The following is a 20,960-nucleotide window of genomic DNA, read 5'->3' as shown; positions in this document are numbered from 1 at the left end:
TTCGTTGCTAAATATGTTGCTCCAGCAATTATTATCAAACCAAAGATTAATTTTAGGCTTTTTTTTTTGATAAACCGTGTACTGGTTTGTTGATACTTATATTATGGTCGGTTGCTAATTCATCTACTCGCCGATGCCAAACATTGCAAAAATGTTTACAATCTCGTAAACTGCTATAATAACTTTTACGAGCTTGTGAATAGGCATTAAATAACTCTTTAGCATCTACGCTATTAATTGCAGTTATTGTTTTTGCTCCTGCAATTCCATCAATTAAAAGCTTTTTATTAAATGCGTTGTTTAGTGTACGTTGCATTATTATTGTAGCTCTTTTAGGGCTTGCGTTTATTGCGTGGTCTGCAAATGTTTCAGCAATTGCTTGCGATGTTATTTTATCAGCATTGATACTATCCCAAAATTGATTTTTGAAGATAGTATGTGCTATTTGTTGGGTAATATTTTTCATATCGGCAATGCTTGGTGGTCTGCCGATATTTCGTTCATAAACTTTAGCCGAAACACCAAAATTTGTTCCGACTAATTCTTTTAAGGAGTTGTAATTCCCGCTATCATTTTTTAATCTTTGATAACCTCCTTCTGCTCGTTGTATTTTCTTTTGGAATATTGGGTAGTTTGCCATTATGAATTGATTTTTATAAATTATTTATGTTTATAAATATCTGTTATAAATGTACCTCCAAGGTAAAGGTCATTACCCGATGTATTATCATTAAAAACTACATCTTGTAAAGGGAAACCATCCGCTAGCTTAAAAGTTAATAAAACCCCTGCATAATTTGCTCTAACCTTAGAAGGTGTAGTAGTCTTATAATGCGCCTCACTTCCTGTTGTATTATTAGTTGCACGATTAAATACCATCTTTTCTACACTTAAAGAGGATGCGTTCATAAAGCCATTGGCTGTTGAAAAAGGTATTCCGTGCATACACAAAGCACCATAAACACCATCTTCTGGATCTGATATGTTATTTAATACAACCGAAAAACTAACACTATTTCCTATTCGAATAAAATACCCTTTAGGTGAAACTGTTTTATATCTTTTTTTTAAATCTGAAGCGTCATAACTCGAAGATAAAATAGGCTCGAAAACCCCCTCTTCATAAAATTTAGCAGGTAAAGAACTATTAATTACAGGTTTTAGTGGGTTTGTTTTATCAATAGTTATGTTTGTTCCTGCTTGTACGTCTATTGAATTGGCATCGCTTCCTTTTGCTCCAGTATTACCTTTTGGTCCTCTAGGACCTGGAAAACCCGTTGCACCATCTTTTCCAGGGTAGCCATGACCATTTACACCTGGATAGCCACGTTCTCCAGTATCGCCTTTTGCTCCTTTTAAACCATCATCTCCTTTTGCTCCAGTATCGCCTTTTGCTCCTTTTAAACCATCATCTCCTTTTGCTCCAGTATCGCCTTTTGCTCCTTTTAAACCATCAGCTCCTTTTGCTCCAGTATCGCCTTTTGTTCCTTTTAAACCATCAGCTCCTTTTGCCCCAGTATCGCCTTTTGCTCCATCTTTAGGTATGTAATTCAAAAAATCCAAATCACTTTCAATTACAAAACCATCTTTGTCAGTACCTAATACCTTTGCATTTTTAACAGATTTAACCTGTAAATGCGTTGTTTCTACTTTTCTGCTCATTACATTAATGTATTAAGTAATTAGTTTCAGATGTTTTTGTAATAACCTTACTTAAACAATAATATTTAATCTTTTTTGATGAATGACTGCCCGAAAATCCAGACATAGTACCTTTTCTATCAACAGCTCCCGCAGTATCATAAACGGCATAAACCCCACCTCCAAGTATAAATTCCATATTTTTCTGAACGTTTACAACTGTTATTGAATCGCCTATTTCTTTTATAGAATCGAGATTAATAACAATAATTAAATTTGATGAATCAAAATATAAAATATTATTAACTTGATTGTTTTCAAGTTCCTGCTTTTGGTTTTGTGCAGTAATTTCTTGAATCTTTTTACCACTTCCGCTACTTACTTTAATTAAATTCCCATATTCATCAGTACCTAATGCCTTTGCATTTTTCACAGATTTAACCTTTAAATGTGTCGTTGTTACTTTTCTACTCATTATATATTTTTATATTAAAATTGTAATAATTTTAAAATTAAATTGTAATTGTTTTACTGATATTCATTACTGAAATATCAATTTCAAAATAAAGCCTATCCATAAAATCCGCTTTATTATCGTTTAATTGTGTTAATACAAGCATTGCGCCTGTTATTAATGGTATTGAAATTTGTACGGCTGGCAAATAAAAAGATCCTTTTGCGTCTAGTTTGAAATTCGTAATATTCAAATCTGTAAGCGCCAATTGTTTTTTGCTTTTTTTGTCGTAAACACGGAGCGTTTTTATAACAATACCTCCAGCAGCTACATTTAAACTTTCCAGCGTTGGATTATGGATTTTAAAATATAAATCTACTTTTAAACGATTGAAATTCAACTTAAATTTGTTGGCATCAATAATTGATATATCTAAACTTTCGGTAATTTTGTCAATATTTTTTTTGCGTAAATAGATATAAGTTGCAAGTCCTGAAATAGCAATTAAACCGCCAAATTTTATAATTTTATTCATAGTTTATAAAAATTTTAAGTGAAATCGAATAGCGATTATCACAATTAAAACTAAAAATCCGATTACTAAAAAACCTCTACGATGCGTAACAACTTTTGTGCTTTTTTCTATTTGTGTTTGATTTTTTTCTTTAGATAAAACCATTTCTTTAATCTTTACTTTTTGATTTTCTGAACTAGATACTATTGCACTGAACTGAAAGCCTTTTTTGACCGTATCAAAAGAAGCAGTAAAACTATTTGTACCGCTAATTTTAGCGGTTTTAAAGTGTTTAAATTTCAAATTGATAACACTATCAATTTGCTTGTTATTTGTTTTTATGCCGACAAAAAAAATATCGTTTATCGGCAATGTTTTTATCTTAATTAAAGAGCTATCAGTTTTTTTAGATACTACTTTTGTTTGCTGTATTTTTTCTTTTTCCGTAACTACTTTTGACGATCTACAAGCACCAAGCAAAAGCATTGTAATCAAGAAATAAATTATATACTTCATTTTTTTTAGGTCTTTTTTAGACAAAAATTAGCACTATCTTTTTTTAACAACGATATATAATCTCGTTGTTCTTTTATGATTTGTTTTAGTTCTTTTGAATTTAAAGTTAATTCAGCATTAAGTTCTTGAAGGAACTTAATACGATCTTCAAAATCACATTTTATAGCATCAATCATTTCTGAATTGATTTTAAAAGCTTTTGAATGAAATTCTACTTTTTTCAGCTTGCTATTAAATATCCATCCCAGCCAGCCACCGCCACCTGTTCCAATAAAAAGCATTGATATTGCTTCCCAGTTTTCTATAATATTTTTGATAATCATAATATTATTGTCCCTTAAATTTACACACGGCAACGCCTGTAACATATAAAGAACCTAAAACAATTGCCAGTAAATTACTTGTTGGGTTTTTCTTTTTTGCGGTTATTACCACTTCATCTAATAAGCCATCAGCTACTAAACTAATAGTTCCGTTAATTTGTGAAAGCGGTAATTTTACTGATTTATACCCTACAAAAGACACCTGTATAATATCGCCATTATGCCCTGTTAGTGTAAAATTTCCGTTTTCATCTGCTTCTACGCCTTGTTTAGTTCTTAAATTAATAATTGCACTAAACGGCAATATTTCATTTGAAGCAGCATCAATAACCTTGGCTGTTTTCTTTGCTGAAATATTTTTAAAAGCGGTATGTGGTCGCTGTTTTGCACCCTTTTCGCCGCCACTACAACCGCAGCCGCATTTTCCTTTTGACGCACCGCATTTGGGTTTGTCAAACATTTGGTAACCTGTAATCCGTTCTCCTGCTAAAAAATCTTGTTTCATCTTTTTTGTTTTTTTTGATTAAAATTAAAATGCGATACCCGCACTTTCTATTCGTTCTTTTACTTCGGTGTAAACTGCTCCATCTCTTGCGCTTAATTCAGCACGTAGCCAATAGACTAAATTTCGTGGTGCATAATTATCTAAATGCCTATAAATACCAGTTGGCGGCGAATTATGACCGTTATAATTCTTTTCACCGAAAGCGTTAAAAACTAATTTAAAATCATCGCCAGTTTTTATCTTTTTAAAAACTTTCCTAATTAACGCTTCATCAGTTCCGTAAAAAGGCGCTCCATCATTACACGCATTTAGTAACTGTTGGGCGTATATTTTGGCATTATCAAGTGAAATAGTTGTTTCTTTTGGATTAATTTTTACTTGAGAAACAACGTTTTCATTTTTATCATCAAAAGCATTTGAAATTCCATTTTTAGCTCCTGAAAATAAAGAACTAGATACTTTGTAAATCGTGTACAATAACAAAATAGAACCACCAACGTACAGCAGTTGTTTTTTGTTTTCAGACACAAAATCGCTTGTAGATTTTAAATTTTTGCTAATTTTTTTTGTGGTGGTCTTTTTCATTTTTTTTATTTTATAAATATGATTTCAACAAAGAAAATAATATCGGATTTTCGAAATAAGACATTGCCTTTTTGTTGCTTGATAATTCCGCCATTCGTGATAATGTTTCTTCTGGAAGATCAGAAAGCATTTTTATTGCTTCTGATTTTGTAATTTTCGGCATTTTAGTTGTGTTTTTTTAAGGTTTAATTTGATTTATTATCAATGTAATTTGATAAAAGGCTCATTAAATCAGTATCTAAATGGTTAATTACTAATAAAATAAATGCAGTTTGTTCAGGGTTTGCTTGTTTTACTAACTGAATAACTTGTTGTTGTACATTAGTTAAATTAGTATCTGCACCACCTAATTGCGCTGGTGCTGCTTTGTTTAAAAACTGTGGTATCATTGGAACTAAACCGCCCAAGGCTTCTGTAACCTTTTGAAAACCATCACTTTCAAAAAAGCTTTTTTTATCAATTAATGCTTTTTGAATATTTAATTCAGTACGTTCTTTTGAGGTCGCATCTTTTAATCTTAGAACATGATTTTCTTCTTTTAATGTTCTAATTTCTGATCGGTAGTCTTTAACATCTTCTTCAAGTTCTGCAACTCGCTTTTGATGATCTCCTGAACGTTCTGCATCTACAAATGCGCCTAAATATTGCATATTTGCAAGATTTGGCATTTGACTACCTGAATAATCAGGATTATTTTTATTAGATTTTCCCATTTCACTTTTTGGATTTTCTGGATTTTCTGGATTTTTTGGATTATTTAGATTATCCTGAATATTTACAATGATGTTTTCAACTCCCAGCCGTGGGTTTACTTTCTCGTTTCGAATACGCCCAAATTTAAAAGTCGTTTCATTGTATTGTTTTTGCTTCAGATGGTTAAAAAGACCTTCAACAGAACCGTATAATTCATTAATATCCTCCGCTGAAAACCAATTTTTATTTTTACGAACCTCTTTTATCAGCTTGTTATTATCGCTGTCATAAATTGTTACCACGCAATGCGGACTTCTCAAAATATGTTCAATCTGTTTTATCGTTTCCATCTGTTACAATTATTCTACTAATAAAATCCTTACAATAGATTTCATTTCATCATTAGAGGCTTTGCTTGGTTTAAAATGCAATTCGCCGTTAATAATAGGGTGGTTTGATTCTAATTTATATGGCTTGTCGCCTGAATACAATACGCTTTCTACGTTATCTAATATTAATTTATCAGCCACGTTTAGCGGTAAAACTTCGATATAAACAATGCCTTTACATTTATTTATTTCAGATAAATCAATTGTAAAAGCACCTGTATAAGTGTCTTTTTTTAAGAGCGTTTTTAAATGGCACATTCATCAGCCGCTTTTATTGTAAATACAAATTCTCCCACTGGCGGAAAGTCATCGCCGATAGTTTCCCAACGAATTTTAATCTGCTCGTTATTGTTTAGGTTCATTTCAACTTCTTTAAAACCTTTTTCACTCCAATTTTTACGCTCAAAATCACGTAAATCACAAGGTTTAGTAACTAGCTTGTCGTTTCCGTTTTCTATACGAATTTGAGTATAAGAACAGATAAATGCCTTTAATTCTGGAATACTTGTATCATCCGCCGCAGGTGTTTTGTCTTTTCCTTGATAATCAATAGCCGACCAAGTATCTAGTTTTTTAACATAAGAGTTAAAATGTATTCCGATTAGCTTACCTTTTGGCAAAGTATCTGTAATTTCATCTATTAAATAAGGTTTGAAATCTATAATATCATTTTCACGATGCTTTAATAATTTTTTGTTTACCTGAATAACATGATATATTGTTTTTTCTGGTTTTTTGATTATTTCCATTTTTTGGATTTTTTGGATTTTTTGGATTTTATAAAAAAACCGCAATACAGTTGATTGCGGTTTTTTTCTGTTTATTTATCGTATTTATGCAGCACGCATACCGTAAGTGGTCATCCCATTAAAACGAATAGAAACAAATAATTTCTTTCCTACAGGTAATGTTGCTTTTAAATTTTTAGGATAGTCAATATATAAATCAATTGCGCTCACATCTTCTACTAATACCATAGCACCTAAATCTCTAAAAGTACCCGATTCATTTCTGTTATCAATTATATTACTGATTGGTAAATTAATTAATGATTGCGAATCTTGGCTTAATTTCAAGTTTGCAAAACGTAAATAGTTTGGTACTTTTCTGTAGTCAAAAGTTAAAGTATGAGCTACAGAATCTTCATCAGCAACAACAAAGCCAAAAGCAACCCCATCTAAAACGGCAATTTTACCTTTAGATAAAGCATTTCCGTTAAAATTGTTCAAGCCTGGGACTTGTTTGGTATCTCCTTGGATTAATGATACTAAAGATCCAATATTAGCCTCTGTCGTAACATATAATTCGTTATCCATTGGCTTCATTTTTTTTGGATTCCATTCCATTTGATACTTTTCACTATCCTTGTATTTTGATTTTAAAAATTCCGTTACTCTTAAATATCTCTCTTGGTTGCTTAATAAACTCATCTTATTATTTGTATTTCTTTATTATTAATATTGTTGTTGTACTTGTATTGTTATTTCTTATGATGCAAATGATACTTCATCATCTTCAAATTCATCTTCATCTTCATCAGGAAGTATATAACCCTCATCTATCCCTGATAAAAAAATATTTTCATCATCTTCAAAATCTTCATAAGAATTAAAATAATTGTCAGTTGTACCACCTAAAGCGGTTTTCATAATACCATCGGTTTCGCCTGCAAATTCCTTTGCTAATGCCCCGACTTGCGCTACACTTACACCAATTGCTACATTTCTCATTGCTTCGGTTGTTGCATCTTTTTTGGTTAATAATGCACATCCTACCATTCCAGCAACCGCTAAAATTCCGTGTTTAATTTTTGCGTTTTCAATCGGTATTTTATCGGCAACAATTCGAGACGCTATTGCTCCTCCAGTCGCTGATAAAATTCCAATTCCTGAACTTTTAATCTGTTTACTTGTCATTCTCTTACTTTTTTTTACTCGTTATAAAAATTACTCCTGTTAATAAAATCAAACCGCCAACGCCTAAACCGATATATAATGCGGTGTTGTCTTTTGGTTGTTGTTGTGTTTGCATTTGCTTCATCATTTGCATTTGCATCATTTGAAACATCTGATTTGATGATGTGTTATTTGCACTAGCTTGTTGGTTTAATTTCTGCAACAATTGGGGTGCAATATCCTTGCTCTTACCGCTAGAATCTTTGACAATTACTTTATTACCGTGTTTCGCTTGTTCTATTTGCGCCCAAGTACCACCGATAGTATTTAATAGTCCCATGAAATTAGTACCTCCCCAGAATTGACTACCGCCACCGCTATCAGGTGCATCTTGTGGCGTTGAATATCCGCCACCTTGGCTTGGTATGCTTGTTTGTGGTGTATCCCATGATACATTATCTGCAAAACCTGACAATCTCGACAATTGTACTACACTCATATTTTTACTCATAATTCCCGCTATTTTACGTTTTCTTTTTATCGTCCTTTTTTCTAAAGAACAACAAGCCAGCTGCTACTAAACCTGCAACGCCAATAGCATATTTATTTTTAGAAATAAAAGTTTCTTTTTCTTCGGTTTCCGTAGTTTCCGTGCTTAAATTCATAGGCACATTATCAGGAACAACCGTTTGAATTATTGGTTTCGTCGGTTTTACAACTCTTTTTAATTTATCGTCTGCTATTCTTTTTGCATTCGCTAATGCTAATTTTTTGGCTTTGGATTTGGCTGCTCTAGCCGCTAATGTTCTTGCTTGATCCTTTTTTAATTTATTTTCAAAAGCAAGTTTTATTGCATTTTCTTCTGCTTTATTATTAACTATGACGAATTTCTTAACATCTTTATTATATTTTATTTTACCAGACTCGACATCGTCAATATTTGGTTTTGAAGTAACTATGAAGATTGGTTTTTTTGATCCCTTAGGTCGAAAAGGTTTTACTTTAATTTTAGCTGGTTTAAAGCCTCCTGTTGTTTTTACTAACCTAGTTACTTGCCTTGTCTTTGGTCTTAATTTGATTATTGGTCGTCTGCTGATTGGTCGTCCAAACTGCTCTCTACCGTTACCATCCATAAACACACCACGACCACGACCAGGAACACCTGCTAAACCATATATATTTAATTTACTTTCCATTATGCTACTACTTTTTTAACTTGTGAATTTTTATTTTTGAAATAAAAAACGCCACCAAATAATAAAGCACCGCCTATAATTAAAGGCAAATTTTCTTTTGATAAAAACGATCCAAAACCTGCGGTATTCATTTTTTTAGCTGAATTAATAGATACCATATTTGATGCTGCTTGTGCAGTTTTAGTTGCTGCAATTTTAGCTTTCTTGATGTTATCTCGTTCTATTTTATAGTTTGTTATTTTTGTTTTTACTGCTTGAATTTGTGTTTTTATCGAACTGGTAATCGTACTGTTACTTGCTAATATTTCATTAGCTCGATCAATACCTAAAGTTTGTTTTTGCTTTAAAATATTAATTCGCCCCTGTACTTTACCTAGTGAATTTTCAGCAGCCTGTAAAGCCGTTTCTGCGTGTTTTCTTCGTCTTTTTGCTTTTTTACAAAAAGCGCCTAAACCTAAAGATTCGGCAATTGTTTGTTCTTGCTGTAATTCTACTTGCAGTTTTTTAATTATTCGCCCAGTTCGTTCGACTTCTTTTTCAAGATTCGCCCACTGATTCGCTTCTGCGCCAGTTTCCAATGCTTTGTATTTAGCATCTGCCGTTCTTTTACGTCCTAAGACATCTCTAGTTTTTCCTTCTAATCTACCAGCTATTTTGGAGGAACTACACCACCCCGATAACTGCGCTGATTCGCTACCACTGTTTTTATTACAATTCATATACTTATATTTAAACTTTGATAATCAAAAGACTAGCAGCAGCGATACCAGCACCTATTCCGATTTTATTTTTTAATGACTTTCTTTTTTTTATTGACTTGTCTTTACTAATTTCAAATTTTAACCTCTTTTGATAATCACGAACCATTAATTCGTTTGCTGTACGTAAACTTTTAGCTTCTTTTATCAAAAAATCGGTATATTTAGTATCGTATTTCAGCCATATTTTGTACATTTTTAGCTGTTTAGGTTGTTCGAACCAATACAGGCTATGACCGCCCAAATAAACTTGTTTTCGTAATTCTTCTATTTCATCAATTAAAGGTCTTATTTCCTTTTGATAATTGCTTTCACGACCATCTCCATAGTTTATACGTAAATGATTTTTATTGTCAGAAAGCCATTTATTCGAAATCCCTTTAAATGTTTCGTCCCCTTCTCCGTATGGTAATACTGGTTCTATACCGTACTTACTTTTTTCTTTTCTAAGAACTACAAACCTATATTCTGCATTTACAGGGTTATCTGCATTTCCTACTACGAAATACCAAAGTCGATCAGATGAAGTGGCGGTTTTTGTAAAAACATCTACGGAATAACGACCGTTAGACTTGATAAAACTTTCAAATATCTTATCAAATATATTTTTTATATCTCCTATGTATTTTAAAGAAATTGCCAACGTTTTACCAATACATTGGTGATTTCCATTGTATGCTGCTTCGCTTTTTAAGTGTGCTATTCCTAGATCTAATTCTTTTAAAACATTGTTTAAAATATGCTGTATTCGTGGACGATTATTATATAGAATAGCGCTATCTAAATCATCTAATTCTTTTTCTAATTTTACTTTAAAATCTCGCTCAATTCTTAATTTTATTATTGGTAATTCGTATTGAGGTTCAGGACAGCCAAATAAATGCTCAACTAACCCTTGAACGGCTACATCTAAAACAGGCTTTAATGTTTCAAATAATCCTTTAACAAGTTCTCCTTGCCAAGTTCCAGCAACTTGCCCACCTTTTGATTGTTGTTTTTGTAACTGTTTTGGTTTAGCCACTCCAGCTAAACCATGATTTTTTGTTTTAGCTCTCATAAAAACATCTGATTTTTGATAAAAATCAGGTTCTTTAATTCCTGCTAAAGTTCCATCTATGGTATAATATCCTAATTTTAGATTTTTTGGATTTTTTTGATTTTTTGGAACAATTACATAAACGTGCGAATAACCAGCGGTTGCACTTTGTTTGATGCGTCTTAAAAAATGATGTATTCCTAAATTTAAAAGAATTGTACTTGCAAAAATTGAGTAACTTTTACAGTCTATGCCGTTTTGACGACTTGCCCATGAACAAGCTGGACTTCTAAGCTCTTGATTTAATCCGTCTATTTTGTATTGAAAATGGTGGTATAAAAAAGAATGTATAGAAATAGCGGTTTCTTTGGTGCTTTTACCTGTAAAAGTTACTGCAATATTTTTTGTATGATTTTGATGTTTCTTTGACCAGATAGCCATATTATCAATTGCAGCTTTTGTATCTCCAGTAGTTAATTTGGTACTACTACAATTACTATAAGGCATTAAATGAGCGTATTGTTGCCCGCTTTTAATGTTCCTGTATAATGCTTGATTTATAGATTCTGCTTGACTCATTTACAACTATATCTGATTTGATACTGCAATAATAAAACAAGAAAAAAACATCATTTTTGTTCCGCAATGTTCCGAAGTATTAACACATAATTCAACTTCGATTAACTTCTATTAACTTCGATTAAAAAAGTTAAAATTGTTTAGTGTTTTTTGTTTTTCACAAAAAAAAACCGCTAAAGCATAACTTTAACAGTTTCAAAAAAATGAACTATATATTTATATCATCAATATTAATATCTACTTCTTTATTAAAGTAATTTAATATTGCAGAAACCTCGCCAACATCTAAATTTCGAATATATTTAATATCGTTTATCGTCCGCTTTCTATTTTTAGAAACGACCAACCAAGTTACTTGCTGTAAGCGTTTTAGTTCTACTCCATTTAATTTAGCCCAAAGTTTTGCTTTAGTCATTTTTAATACCAATTATTGATTAATATAAGTTATATTTGTTTAGAGTTTTAAGAGTGTGTATATTCTTATTTTCTTTTTCATAGCAATTTTTAACCACTCGTTCGGGGTGGTTTTTTTATACTTTAAACTATCATTGTAATTATTGGTGCTGCTGCCCAAAAAACAATGTTTATAATTAGATAAATTGGCGAATTGTGTACTTTCCTATCATTTAAAATAGTTCCCTCTATTCGTTTATCTTCATCTAAAAAAACAGGTGTTATATTATAGAATATTCTTTTTTGAACACTATCTAATTCCTTCCATTTTACCGAATTTTTAGAGCTTCTAAAATAAATAAATCCTATATATACAAATACTATAAACGCTGTAAAAGCGGTATAATATAGATGGTCATTGTCGAAAAATGCACCTATCATTACTAAACTAAAAGAAATGCTAAGAGGTGTAGCACCTCTTAACATATAAATTTCTTTTCCAAAAATTTTGGTTATATAACTTAACGCAAAATACTTTACTATTAATTTTCTTAACATAATTTCTAAAAGATTTTTTTTAATTAACAACTTCCCATTCATTCGAAAACAATTCGATTTGAGTTGGTATCCATGGAACGTTCCCAAAACGACTTTGTACATATAAATACGGAGCTGTCATTTTACTTTTTTCATCAGGATATTGAATTTTTATCATAACATCTTTAGACCAGTGAGCTAAACGCATTTTTAAAGAACCTTGACCAGCTTTTGTTTTTTTAAAAGCTTCTGAAAAACTATTTAATATCATACTTTCTAATTTTTAGTTTGTTTTTTATTTCGGTAATACGTAAGAATTACAGCACGATTTTTAGCATACCAATCACAATATCCTTTGTTCATTTCTATTTCCATTTCTCTTTCAGATGCTTCTTTTACCGTTCCTTTGTGAAATTCGTGAGCGGTTTTTAATCGTTCCGATCCATCGACTATTTTATAAAGGATTCTTGTTTCGTTATTTTCGGTTATTTTAGTATCTGTTAAAAAATAAACGATGTTATTTTGAATGTTGTCATTACTCATAATTTTATTGATTTTTGGATTAAATTATTTCTCTTAGTCATAATAAACGATTACCTTATAAAATTAAAGGTGGTATTTAGGTTTTTTTAATCAAAATAAAATAACTTCTGAAAATCATTATTCTCTATAAACTTTTGAATTTCTGGATATCTAAAAACACGAATGTTTCGAGCTTGTTTAATTGGAATACCTCTATATTCTTTTACAATTTCTCCAATTTCATTTTTCATTTCGTCATAAGATTTAACATAATCTCTAAAAAAATTATAAAAATTATCTTTTCTTAATTTTTTTTTTAATTTATAATCTTCATTTAATGGCAGTATTTTTCTTTTTCTTTCCTTTTTATTTAGAGGATATATTTTTTTTTGTGTCATTTTTAAATATTTTTAGGGTTCATTTTACATCTTCCTTTGTGAGCATCTCTTGATTTCTTACTAGGAAAATCAGCATTACAATGCGGGCATATACGATCAATTGTATCTACTAAATCTATTTGATTATTAACTGCTCGGTTATGCTCCAATTCTGCTCTAGCATTATTTAAGTCTGCTTCTACCTGCTCGGCATCTGCTCGGTTATGCTCCAATTCTGCTCTAGCATTATTTAAGTCTGCTTCTACCTGCTCGGCATCTGCTCGGTTATGCTCCAATTCTGCTTTAGCATTATTTAAGTCTGCTTCTACCTGCTCGGCATCTGCTCGGTTMTGCTCCAATTCTGCTYTAGCATTATTTAAGTCTGCTTCTACCTGCTCGGCATCTGCTCGGTTMTGCTCCAATTCTGCTYTAGCATTATTTAAGTCTGCTTCTACCTGCTCGGTATCTGCTCGGTTATGCTCCAATTCTGCTTTAGCATTATTTAAGTCTGCTTCTACCTGCTCGGCATCTGCTCGGTTCTGCTCCAATTCTGCTTTAGCATTATTTAAGTCTGCTTCTACCTGCTCGGCATCTGCTCGGTTCTGCTCCAATTCTGCTTTAGCATTATTTAAGTCTGCTTCTACCTGCTCGGCATCTGCTCGGTTCTGCTCCAATTCTGCTTTTTCTTCTGCTTCTTTTTCTGCTACTTTTAATACAAATACTTGATTTAACCAATAACCTATGTACGTAACAAAACCACAAAATATTAGTAGATTAATCACTGCTGTCCAGCTTGGCTGCTTTAGTACATTTGTAATAACACAAAGCATAAAAAAGTCAAATATTGAAATTGATATAATCACCCAATCTTTGTTTTTTGGAATATTTACAGCAATATCAAGAATTGCTTTTGATACAAAATATCCAAAACATAAAGCAGGAATTATACGCAGATAATCATTCGTAATTAATTCAGCAAAGAGGATAAAGAAAAATGCAGCTTGCTTTATCCCATAAAATATATTATAACTTTGTATCGACCTTGATAAAGAGTTCATCGAAATAAGAGACTTGTATAATTCTTTTTTCTTCGTAGTTTTTAACATCTTTCTTGATCTAGTTTATTAATTACAACTTGAATATTTAATTTATTAAAATCACTATCCGAAATACCGATTAATTGAATACATATCTGCTTTAAAGCCCAAGCTTCAAAAAAATCAAATGTGAATTTTATATCTTTTTCAGTATCAAAAAAAAGCTTCTTTTGTATAGTTTTAATTTTTTTATCAAATTTATCTGCTAAAATTAAACCGATTGATACGGCAATTTTTTCTTGAGACTCAAGAGTTAAAAAATCCAAATCATAAAGCTTGATAGTCAATTTGTGCAAGGCAATTAATTGATGGAATTTTAAGAATAATTGTATTTTCATAATTAAACTTTTATACTGATTACTAATTTTCCAGTTGTATTGCTGTAAAAATTGATTCTATTGGCTGTATTTGCATATTCTGATGCTTGGAAACGCCTATACATGGCATTGTATAAAATACTGTGGGATTTTTTATTCTTAGAAAGGTGGTTATACCATACAGGATTTATTTTTCTAGTGCCTGACACTAATTTTAAATGACTAAATCCATTTTTTAATAGAATAACCATTTTTAATTCGCTACAATTTGGACACGTAATTTTATTATTAGCTCCACAACTACATTTTGTTGTTATATTTTCTTTACTCATTTTTTTAGGTTTTAGGCTAAGTTTGTGTTTTCGGTTTTAATTAAAGCTGGTAATAAAATCAAGTAATCATGTGGCAAATTATCCTGTACATAACTAAAAAGCTGTTTATAAGTGAATTGACCTAAATCATATTTACTAATTGCCCTAGTAAGTTTCTTTTGTGTTGATAATTTGCGTTTTCTTGCGCTTGAATTTTGCGCTAATTCTTTATCATTTTTCGCTTTTTTCTCCTGGTACTTTAAATGACTTTTCCAAATAGAATGAAGCCCATAAAAGCCTAATTCATTAGAGTTTGTACGAGTTTTATCGAAATAAGAAAATGGAAATAATGCGTTTACATCTTCTTTTTTCAAAAACCATGTTCTTGCAAATTCTAATTTCCAACGCAATTCTTTTAATTTTTTTATAACAGTACTTTTGTGTGTAAGATTTTTAAATAATTGCGTTTTTAGAAGATTGATTGTTTTCTTCCATTCTCCCACGTAAACACTGTGTTTTTTCCAAATTTTCGCAGACGATTTTATAAAATCTTCGATTACAACTTGCTTAAATTCATCAGTAGATAAAAGCCCATATTGCTCTATTTTTTGTAAATAATCATAGCGCATACCTCTGTAATTGTCAAATTCGCCATTGGCTAATTTTGCGGAAAAATCTTTTTCATTTTCTAGCCTATTTAAAAAATTAATGCTTAATAAATCGGTTTTCTTTTTTGCCACTGGTTTATTTAAAAAATCGGGCAAGTTTATTTTCTCTCCACCCTCTATTCGGATTTCAGTTTTGTTACTTATCCGACTGGTGTTCTTGTAGCCCTCCGCAGGAGACGCGGTATTACTTTCGTACTGATTTGCCAGCATCGAACCGGATTCATTCAAGGTTGTGCTATTTGCACAGCCTTTTATTTCTTTTTCTTTTAAGTTTTTAGTTCTAGTAGTATCACTATTATCAGGTAGGTTTTGCAAACTTAGAGGGGTAAACGATTTATTTTCAGGTAATTGCTGTTTTGGGGTTTTTCCGTCTAAAATTTCGATTATTTCGTAATTAAAATTTACAGAAATAGGCTTATTTTGATTAATCATTTTATAATTGATTAAAACACCTGCTTCTCTAAGTCTTTTTACATGGATTTGCGCCGATCTTTTGCAAATACCTAATCTTGGTATATCTGCTATTTCATGAGTCGCTAATTTCCTATGATCTATCTTTAATTTTGGTAAAGATTTTTTTAAAGTGCTTGTTGGTTTTTTCATCTGCAATAAATAAGCATTACGAACTTTTAATTGAGACGTATAAAACCCAACTAAAACTTGAAAAATCATTTCACTAAATGGTTTTATAGTTTGAATTTTTCTTTTTGAAACTATTGCACCTTTTTTATTCTCTTCAATAACAAGTTCATTGTATTTTCTTGGAAATTCTTTTTTATTTGCTTTTTCAAAGGCGGCTTTACGTGCTTTTTTTGCTTCTGTAAGCTGAAAAGGGTGTTCTACAATAGTACTGTTGTATTTTCTTATCTCTTCGTTTTCTAATTCCGTTTTTACATTGTATTTATATACGTATTGCCTGTAATTATCCATTGTGTTTTTAAACGCTTCACGGTCTAAATATGGATAATTGATATATGAATACTGTGGTAAATTTGCTTCTTGAAATTTCTCTTCTTCTGCTCCTTTTTTAAGAAGTAATAAACCGCTTTTATTAAACTGTTCTACGGCTTCATTATATTGAGCATCTGTTAATTTATTTCTATAAGCTCCATCCATAAAGTTTTTGATGGCGTGCTGTTCAATAACAGAAATTTTACGTTTACGCAAAGCATCTTTAACAGATTGGTTATAAAGACCAATAGTGCTAAGTATTATTTTGCGATTTTGCGTTTTATTTGCGGGTTTATTTGTAAATTTGTTCATCCGTTTTGATTTTTTTAATTTAAAAAGTGATTAGAAGTTCCAGTTTCTAATCACTTTTATTTTTACGCTGCTGTATTTTTCAAGTTCGCAGCGTTATTGATTAGAAAATCATTTAATTTGTCTTTAAGCTCTAAAAACTTATACGTTTTTAACTCTTTAGAAGATTTAAACTGTTCTAAAAAGGTTAAAAACTCATTAAAAAAAGCATGCTCACAAGTAATTAATGCCTTAAATTTTTGTGTTGGCTCATGGTTTCTTTTTCCTTTTACATAAAAAACTTGTAGCTTTTCTGAAAAAAATACTTCAATTCTGTTTTGCGCTTTAATTGCTTTTTTTTGCGTTTTGTTCATTGTTAAAATGTTTAATAACAGAAAAGAAAGTCTTACTTTTGGTTTGCTTTCAAAAAAATAAAAAGGAGACCTAATTCCTTTTTAAAAATCTGAAAGCTCAATTAATTATAAGACTTTCTAAATCTGCCAAAATGTTAATGATCTTTTAAAAAAATAACCCACAACTTTAAATTTAATTTAATACATGTCGGTGTATAAATGAAATAGGTTGTGAGCTACTTTAAAATAGGTGTTAGCCTATCCTACTGGTTTTATCTTAAAGCTATATAATTTCCGACATTTATAAGCTTTATTGGTAATCGTACTATTTATTCTAAAACAGGTGTTAGCCTATCCTACTGGTATTGTTTGAAGCTATAACCTAATGGTTAATTTTTGCTTTGTTTTTATCCTGTCTTACTATCGGTTAAGGTTATATAGTAACCTCCGTTAGTTTTTATTGATATTTTGCCATCTCTCAACATATCAGAAATTAGTTTTGTTTCTTCAAAAGGGTACATATATTTTTTACCAATTTTGAAAAAAGTAACTAAATTTAAGTCTCTTAACCCTTGTAATATTTGTCCATTATAGGTAAGCCCTACCATTTGACAGAATATTTTACCAGATACATTTAAAGGTTTTATAGCTTCCATATTACTGCTTTAATTATTTGTGCTTTTTTGCGCTTTTTTTGCGTAAATGGACTAGAAATAACAATTGAAAAAAATTTACTTATACAAGTATTCAAACTTTCATAAGTGTTTATTATATTGTACTGTATTATCAATTGTACTGTTAGCCCTATTTATAACAAGTTAATTGCTATATTTGTTTTATTGATAGAGCTAAATTACACACTTTCTGCGTGTTTTTAAAACTTTACACGCATTATTTCGTAAAAAAAATCATAAAGCATTGGATATAAATAACTTAGATATAAAAGAATTTCGTAAAAAAAATAAAATAACTCAAGAATCTTTAGCTGATTTACTTGGTGTTTCTTGGAGAACTATACAAAACTACGAAGCAGGTCAAAAAATACCTAAATCAAAATCCGCATTATTTCGTGTTGTTTTTGAGAAGTATGGAGTAGGGAAGGAAGAGATTTTTATGGATGTTTCTAAAAAAGAAATTGTAACTCTAGATGAAATAGCTTTATTCGCTGCAAAAAATATAGACGAATTAAAAAAGAAAAGTGTTTTTTACAACACTTTTGTTATGGAAGCTTTAGGTTTAATAAAAGAAATAAAAAATGATGATGGCTCTATAGATCCGTTAAAATTAACATCAAAAGATTAATAAGCTAATTTTCTAGTAATAAGGTTTTCTAAATCTGAAAAATAAATTTTTGCAGAAATATTACTACCTAAAATTTCTTTTTTATATTCTTTAATAATTTCTTTCTGTTGTCCAATTTCTTCATCTATTAAATGATTTAAAGATTCTTTTACGTCATCAGGAAAAAAATCTTTATAAAAATCTTTAAGATTTTCTAATTCTTCTTGTTTAGAGTTATTCATTACCTTCTTTTAATGCGTTAATTAAATCCTTTTTATACCCTTCTTGATTCTCTTTAGGTATATGTTTTTTTACTGTTATAATACTGAACCGAGACAATGAATTAACTATGTTTTGAAGCTTTATAAGAGTTTCTTTTCTTAATCCTATTGCTTTTTTAAAATAATAAGTTGTAAAAAAACTGATAAGTAATATTATTATGTAATAAGTAACTTTAGGGAGATCTTGTTTATCCCAAAAAATCCATATAAATTGAAAAAACGAACTCCATAAAAAAAGAAAACTTATTTTTTTGAAATATTTTTTAGGAGAAGTTTCATTCATAAATTTTGTAGAGTATAAAAGAAATACAGCACAAGAAAATAAAGATATAGGTAGTCCTAATACATATAAAAAAGTTCTTATATTTCTAAAACCAAAAATTTTTATTTGATCTGTTTTATCTAAAAAAATATGAATATATGGAGCAATTACAGATAAAATTGTAATTGCTCCAGTTATTATAATTAATGCTTTTCTATTTTCTATCATCTGGACTTTCAACTTCATCTTTATCTATAAACCCTATTTGACTTTCTTGAACATTTGCTTTATCTTCTTTTTCTAAAAGATATTCAGTATCATCTGTACAGCTGGTTAAAATAAATGTACTGAATATTGCTAATGCTACTACTTGTAATTTTTTCATAATTGCCTTGTTTTAAATTAATATTAAAAAAAAGCTAAAATAAAAGTAAAAATTTAAGGCTTTGTAAGCTATGTTAAGCTAGATGCTTTTTCTACTTTATTTACAAAATCATTAATAAATTCATTTTTGAAGCCTTTAGTTGAAAATATTATAGGTTTACCTCCATTAGGGGTAATAGAAACTACATGTTTAGATGATGTTACAAATAAACCTATTAAAACTATTCCTAAAAGAGCTAATAGCCCTATCTTAAATCTAATATCAGCTAAAATCATAAAAATACCAATATATAGATATAATATATTTTTTTGAGTTTTCACTACTTCAATAGAACTAATTCTATTTAGAAGAATTGAAGTATAATCTGTTTTTTTTGAATTATAATAATAACGAACTCTTTTGTTAGTTAATATTATTTGGTTATCTGCTGATTCAGTAATAATTTCTTCTTCTTTTAATAGCACCATTTTTTAATGTTTTTTGTTTTAAATTTAAAAAAAACTAAAGTAAAAGTAAAAATTTAAGGCTTTGTAAGCTATGTTAAGCTAACTGTTAGTTATCCTGAAATAATTTTTTCCGCAAATTAACAACCTTTTTAATTAACAGTCAATACCCAATACCCCTAATTCGAATTAGGGATAACCCTAATTTGAATTAGGGATAACCCTAATTTCGTTAACATTTACTTAACATTTGGATTTTTATTTTTAAGTAAATTTGATTGTAATTATAATATTCATATCTTTATGAAGATAAAAAAACTGAAACAAATATTATTTTATTAATAGCTACAACCTTAGTTAATCTTATTTTTTTGAGGAAAAAAATATGGTTTTAAAACAGGTCAAAAAAATTTAGAAAAAAGATTATTCTAACATCTTTTTAGATATAAAAAATGCTAAAAAAACACTATTAAAGAACAAATAAAGAACAAATAATACATTAAAAACAAAAAAAACCTATAATTAAAAGGCTTTAAACAGTATTAGAGATGTTCAAAATGTATACCACAGCATGGTTATGTAATAGCCTGAAAGCATTGTAAATACAAGACAAACCTCCTATTTAATAGGAGGTTTTATTTTCCATATTTATTGGTTCTTATCTGTTTTTACTTAAATTCCGAACAAATAAATTTTAACCTAGAATAACATATATCACAAAAAACACTTTTTTCACTTCTACTAATTTTTTCATTACATTTGACTTATCTGTGAAAGAAATATTACTATGAATTACTTATCTCCTACTTAGGTTTGTAAATAAGTTACATCGCTTTGCATAATTTATAAACTAATCTATATGCCTTAATTCAATTTTTTAATAAAATAGAGATAAAAAATGAAAATAGTTATTGTTATAAGTTTTATGTTTTGGTCTCTTATACTTAAAGCCCAAGAAGATAAAAAACACCTTGAAAATAACACTTTTATATCAAAAGTTGGTTCTATGTGTGAAGAAACAAATAGACCTAGTCGTTGTGCTGGTAAAGAAATTTATTTAATACTTACCTTTTTTAAAGAAAAAGTAGTTGTTTCTGAAAGATATATTTCTGGATGTAATGAAATAGAAATTTTTGAAATAGGGTATTTTAAATGGGTGTTATCAGAACAAAATGAAATCAAAATTGATTACAACCCTGATACTATATTTACTAAAGCTGAATTTAATCCTTCTATTTACATGAACGATTTTACATTTAAATTAATTGATACTAAACTAATAGGAGAAATGAAAATGTATAATAAAATGACCAAGTTTTTTTTCAAAAAAACTAGCGTAAAAACAATTTAAATAATGAATAAAAAATTCCTATTTATCAAACTTATTTTTTCACTACTTATTTCTACTTG

General features: G+C 29.8%; 35 protein-coding genes. 2 read left to right on the top strand and 33 right to left on the bottom strand.

The window, feature by feature from the left end; translation table 11 throughout:
* Window positions 1-52: 52 nt before the first annotated feature.
* The 29 genes from L0U72_RS03585 to L0U72_RS03445 form a co-directional block, all read right to left on the bottom strand.
* Window positions 53-640 carry a glycoside hydrolase family 108 protein gene (locus L0U72_RS03585; RefSeq protein WP_233898424.1) on the bottom strand — a complete coding sequence of 196 codons (588 nt, stop codon included), beginning with the start codon at window positions 638-640 and terminating at the stop codon, window positions 53-55.
* Between the two features lie 20 nt (window positions 641-660).
* Window positions 661-1,662, bottom strand: a complete 1,002-nt coding sequence (locus L0U72_RS03580) for a collagen-like domain-containing protein (RefSeq protein WP_233898423.1) — start codon at window positions 1,660-1,662, stop codon at window positions 661-663.
* Between the two features lie 4 nt (window positions 1,663-1,666).
* Window positions 1,667-2,116 (bottom strand): hypothetical protein, encoded by a 450-nt coding sequence (locus L0U72_RS03575; protein WP_233898422.1) that lies wholly within the window; start codon window positions 2,114-2,116, stop codon window positions 1,667-1,669.
* Between the two features lie 37 nt (window positions 2,117-2,153).
* Window positions 2,154-2,630, bottom strand: coding sequence for a hypothetical protein (locus tag L0U72_RS03570; protein WP_193704655.1), 477 nt, complete (start codon window positions 2,628-2,630; stop codon window positions 2,154-2,156).
* A gap of 3 nt (window positions 2,631-2,633) precedes the next feature.
* Entirely contained in the window at window positions 2,634-3,125 is a 492-nt protein-coding gene (locus L0U72_RS03565) for a putative periplasmic lipoprotein (protein WP_233898421.1), read from the bottom strand.
* A gap of 5 nt (window positions 3,126-3,130) precedes the next feature.
* Complete coding sequence (locus L0U72_RS03560; RefSeq protein ID WP_193704657.1) at window positions 3,131-3,448, bottom strand: hypothetical protein; 318 nt, start codon at window positions 3,446-3,448, stop codon at window positions 3,131-3,133.
* A 4-nt stretch (window positions 3,449-3,452) separates the two neighbouring features.
* Window positions 3,453-3,953, bottom strand: a complete 501-nt coding sequence (locus tag L0U72_RS03555; RefSeq protein ID WP_233898420.1) for a carboxypeptidase-like regulatory domain-containing protein — start codon at window positions 3,951-3,953, stop codon at window positions 3,453-3,455.
* Between the two features lie 24 nt (window positions 3,954-3,977).
* Window positions 3,978-4,538, bottom strand: coding sequence for a hypothetical protein (locus tag L0U72_RS03550; protein ID WP_058885397.1), 561 nt, complete (start codon window positions 4,536-4,538; stop codon window positions 3,978-3,980).
* A 10-nt stretch (window positions 4,539-4,548) separates the two neighbouring features.
* The gene (locus L0U72_RS03545; RefSeq protein WP_158508515.1) at window positions 4,549-4,701 is read right to left on the bottom strand and encodes a hypothetical protein; all 153 of its coding nucleotides are present in this window, start codon (window positions 4,699-4,701) and stop codon (window positions 4,549-4,551) included.
* 22 nt (window positions 4,702-4,723) lie between these two features.
* Window positions 4,724-5,581: a hypothetical protein gene (locus L0U72_RS03540; RefSeq protein ID WP_058885398.1), complete on the bottom strand. Its 858-nt coding sequence runs from the start codon at window positions 5,579-5,581 to the stop codon at window positions 4,724-4,726.
* 9 nt (window positions 5,582-5,590) lie between these two features.
* Window positions 5,591-5,878, bottom strand: a complete 288-nt coding sequence (locus tag L0U72_RS03535) for a hypothetical protein (RefSeq protein ID WP_058885399.1) — start codon at window positions 5,876-5,878, stop codon at window positions 5,591-5,593.
* Window positions 5,866-6,369, bottom strand: a complete 504-nt coding sequence (locus tag L0U72_RS03530) for a hypothetical protein (RefSeq protein WP_058885400.1) — start codon at window positions 6,367-6,369, stop codon at window positions 5,866-5,868. The genes L0U72_RS03535 and L0U72_RS03530 overlap by 13 nt, the downstream gene beginning before the upstream one ends.
* Before the next feature lie 84 nt (window positions 6,370-6,453).
* A complete protein-coding gene (locus tag L0U72_RS03525; RefSeq protein ID WP_101955904.1) occupies window positions 6,454-7,050 on the bottom strand; it encodes a hypothetical protein in 597 nt (198 codons plus the stop codon).
* A gap of 57 nt (window positions 7,051-7,107) precedes the next feature.
* On the bottom strand, window positions 7,108-7,536 hold the full coding sequence (locus tag L0U72_RS03520; RefSeq protein WP_058885402.1) for a hypothetical protein: 429 nt from the start codon (window positions 7,534-7,536) through the stop codon (window positions 7,108-7,110).
* Window positions 7,537-7,540: 4 nt separating this feature from the next.
* Complete coding sequence (locus tag L0U72_RS03515; protein WP_144430057.1) at window positions 7,541-8,014, bottom strand: hypothetical protein; 474 nt, start codon at window positions 8,012-8,014, stop codon at window positions 7,541-7,543.
* Window positions 8,015-8,039: 25 nt separating this feature from the next.
* Entirely contained in the window at window positions 8,040-8,711 is a 672-nt protein-coding gene (locus tag L0U72_RS03510) for a hypothetical protein (RefSeq protein ID WP_058885404.1), read from the bottom strand.
* Window positions 8,711-9,430, bottom strand: coding sequence for a hypothetical protein (locus tag L0U72_RS03505; RefSeq protein WP_058885405.1), 720 nt, complete (start codon window positions 9,428-9,430; stop codon window positions 8,711-8,713). Before L0U72_RS03505 ends, L0U72_RS03510 begins: the two co-directional genes overlap by 1 nt.
* A gap of 10 nt (window positions 9,431-9,440) precedes the next feature.
* Window positions 9,441-11,084 carry a hypothetical protein gene (locus L0U72_RS03500; RefSeq protein WP_058885406.1) on the bottom strand — a complete coding sequence of 548 codons (1,644 nt, stop codon included), beginning with the start codon at window positions 11,082-11,084 and terminating at the stop codon, window positions 9,441-9,443.
* Between the two features lie 208 nt (window positions 11,085-11,292).
* On the bottom strand, window positions 11,293-11,499 hold the full coding sequence (locus L0U72_RS03495; RefSeq protein WP_058885407.1) for a hypothetical protein: 207 nt from the start codon (window positions 11,497-11,499) through the stop codon (window positions 11,293-11,295).
* 122 nt (window positions 11,500-11,621) lie between these two features.
* Window positions 11,622-12,035: a hypothetical protein gene (locus L0U72_RS03490; protein WP_144430058.1), complete on the bottom strand. Its 414-nt coding sequence runs from the start codon at window positions 12,033-12,035 to the stop codon at window positions 11,622-11,624.
* Window positions 12,036-12,054: 19 nt separating this feature from the next.
* Window positions 12,055-12,285 (bottom strand): Thoeris anti-defense Tad2 family protein, encoded by a 231-nt coding sequence (locus L0U72_RS03485; RefSeq protein ID WP_058885409.1) that lies wholly within the window; start codon window positions 12,283-12,285, stop codon window positions 12,055-12,057.
* A gap of 5 nt (window positions 12,286-12,290) precedes the next feature.
* The gene (locus L0U72_RS03480; RefSeq protein ID WP_058885410.1) at window positions 12,291-12,557 is read right to left on the bottom strand and encodes a hypothetical protein; all 267 of its coding nucleotides are present in this window, start codon (window positions 12,555-12,557) and stop codon (window positions 12,291-12,293) included.
* A gap of 86 nt (window positions 12,558-12,643) precedes the next feature.
* Window positions 12,644-12,934 carry a hypothetical protein gene (locus L0U72_RS03475; protein ID WP_058885411.1) on the bottom strand — a complete coding sequence of 97 codons (291 nt, stop codon included), beginning with the start codon at window positions 12,932-12,934 and terminating at the stop codon, window positions 12,644-12,646.
* 2 nt (window positions 12,935-12,936) lie between these two features.
* Complete coding sequence (locus L0U72_RS03470) at window positions 12,937-14,019, bottom strand: hypothetical protein (RefSeq protein WP_233898419.1); 1,083 nt, start codon at window positions 14,017-14,019, stop codon at window positions 12,937-12,939.
* The gene (locus tag L0U72_RS03465; protein ID WP_058885413.1) at window positions 14,013-14,348 is read right to left on the bottom strand and encodes a hypothetical protein; all 336 of its coding nucleotides are present in this window, start codon (window positions 14,346-14,348) and stop codon (window positions 14,013-14,015) included. Before L0U72_RS03465 ends, L0U72_RS03470 begins: the two co-directional genes overlap by 7 nt.
* Window positions 14,349-14,350: 2 nt before the next feature.
* Window positions 14,351-14,659 carry a hypothetical protein gene (locus tag L0U72_RS03460; protein WP_058885414.1) on the bottom strand — a complete coding sequence of 103 codons (309 nt, stop codon included), beginning with the start codon at window positions 14,657-14,659 and terminating at the stop codon, window positions 14,351-14,353.
* An 11-nt stretch (window positions 14,660-14,670) separates the two neighbouring features.
* The gene (locus tag L0U72_RS03455; RefSeq protein WP_058885415.1) at window positions 14,671-16,569 is read right to left on the bottom strand and encodes a hypothetical protein; all 1,899 of its coding nucleotides are present in this window, start codon (window positions 16,567-16,569) and stop codon (window positions 14,671-14,673) included.
* Window positions 16,570-16,631: 62 nt separating this feature from the next.
* Complete coding sequence (locus L0U72_RS03450; RefSeq protein ID WP_058885416.1) at window positions 16,632-16,919, bottom strand: hypothetical protein; 288 nt, start codon at window positions 16,917-16,919, stop codon at window positions 16,632-16,634.
* A gap of 386 nt (window positions 16,920-17,305) precedes the next feature.
* Complete coding sequence (locus tag L0U72_RS03445) at window positions 17,306-17,554, bottom strand: hypothetical protein (RefSeq protein WP_101955825.1); 249 nt, start codon at window positions 17,552-17,554, stop codon at window positions 17,306-17,308.
* A gap of 262 nt (window positions 17,555-17,816) precedes the next feature.
* Here L0U72_RS03445 and L0U72_RS03440 point away from each other — a divergent pair, with 262 nt between their 5' ends.
* Window positions 17,817-18,200, top strand: coding sequence for a helix-turn-helix domain-containing protein (locus L0U72_RS03440; protein WP_058885418.1), 384 nt, complete (start codon window positions 17,817-17,819; stop codon window positions 18,198-18,200).
* On the opposite strand, the gene L0U72_RS03435 is transcribed toward L0U72_RS03440, so the two are convergent.
* The 4 genes from L0U72_RS03435 to L0U72_RS03420 form a co-directional block, all read right to left on the bottom strand.
* Window positions 18,197-18,421 carry a hypothetical protein gene (locus L0U72_RS03435; RefSeq protein ID WP_058885419.1) on the bottom strand — a complete coding sequence of 75 codons (225 nt, stop codon included), beginning with the start codon at window positions 18,419-18,421 and terminating at the stop codon, window positions 18,197-18,199. The two genes, L0U72_RS03440 and L0U72_RS03435, sit on opposite strands and share 4 nt — an antisense overlap.
* The gene (locus L0U72_RS03430; RefSeq protein WP_058885420.1) at window positions 18,414-18,950 is read right to left on the bottom strand and encodes a hypothetical protein; all 537 of its coding nucleotides are present in this window, start codon (window positions 18,948-18,950) and stop codon (window positions 18,414-18,416) included. The genes L0U72_RS03435 and L0U72_RS03430 overlap by 8 nt, the downstream gene beginning before the upstream one ends.
* Window positions 18,937-19,107, bottom strand: a complete 171-nt coding sequence (locus tag L0U72_RS03425; RefSeq protein ID WP_158508516.1) for a hypothetical protein — start codon at window positions 19,105-19,107, stop codon at window positions 18,937-18,939. The genes L0U72_RS03430 and L0U72_RS03425 overlap by 14 nt, the downstream gene beginning before the upstream one ends.
* A 68-nt stretch (window positions 19,108-19,175) precedes the next feature.
* Window positions 19,176-19,574: a hypothetical protein gene (locus tag L0U72_RS03420; RefSeq protein WP_058885421.1), complete on the bottom strand. Its 399-nt coding sequence runs from the start codon at window positions 19,572-19,574 to the stop codon at window positions 19,176-19,178.
* An 874-nt stretch (window positions 19,575-20,448) separates the two neighbouring features.
* Here L0U72_RS03420 and L0U72_RS03415 point away from each other — a divergent pair.
* Window positions 20,449-20,901, top strand: coding sequence for a hypothetical protein (locus tag L0U72_RS03415; RefSeq protein ID WP_233860945.1), 453 nt, complete (start codon window positions 20,449-20,451; stop codon window positions 20,899-20,901).
* Window positions 20,902-20,960 lie beyond the last annotated feature (59 nt).

The sequence above is a fragment of the Tenacibaculum piscium genome, from assembly GCF_021390755.1.
Taxonomy (GTDB): Bacteria; Bacteroidota; Bacteroidia; order Flavobacteriales; family Flavobacteriaceae; genus Polaribacter; species Polaribacter piscius.
Note: the sequence above shows the minus strand (reverse complement) of the source record. Positions and strands in the feature narration are given on the sequence as shown.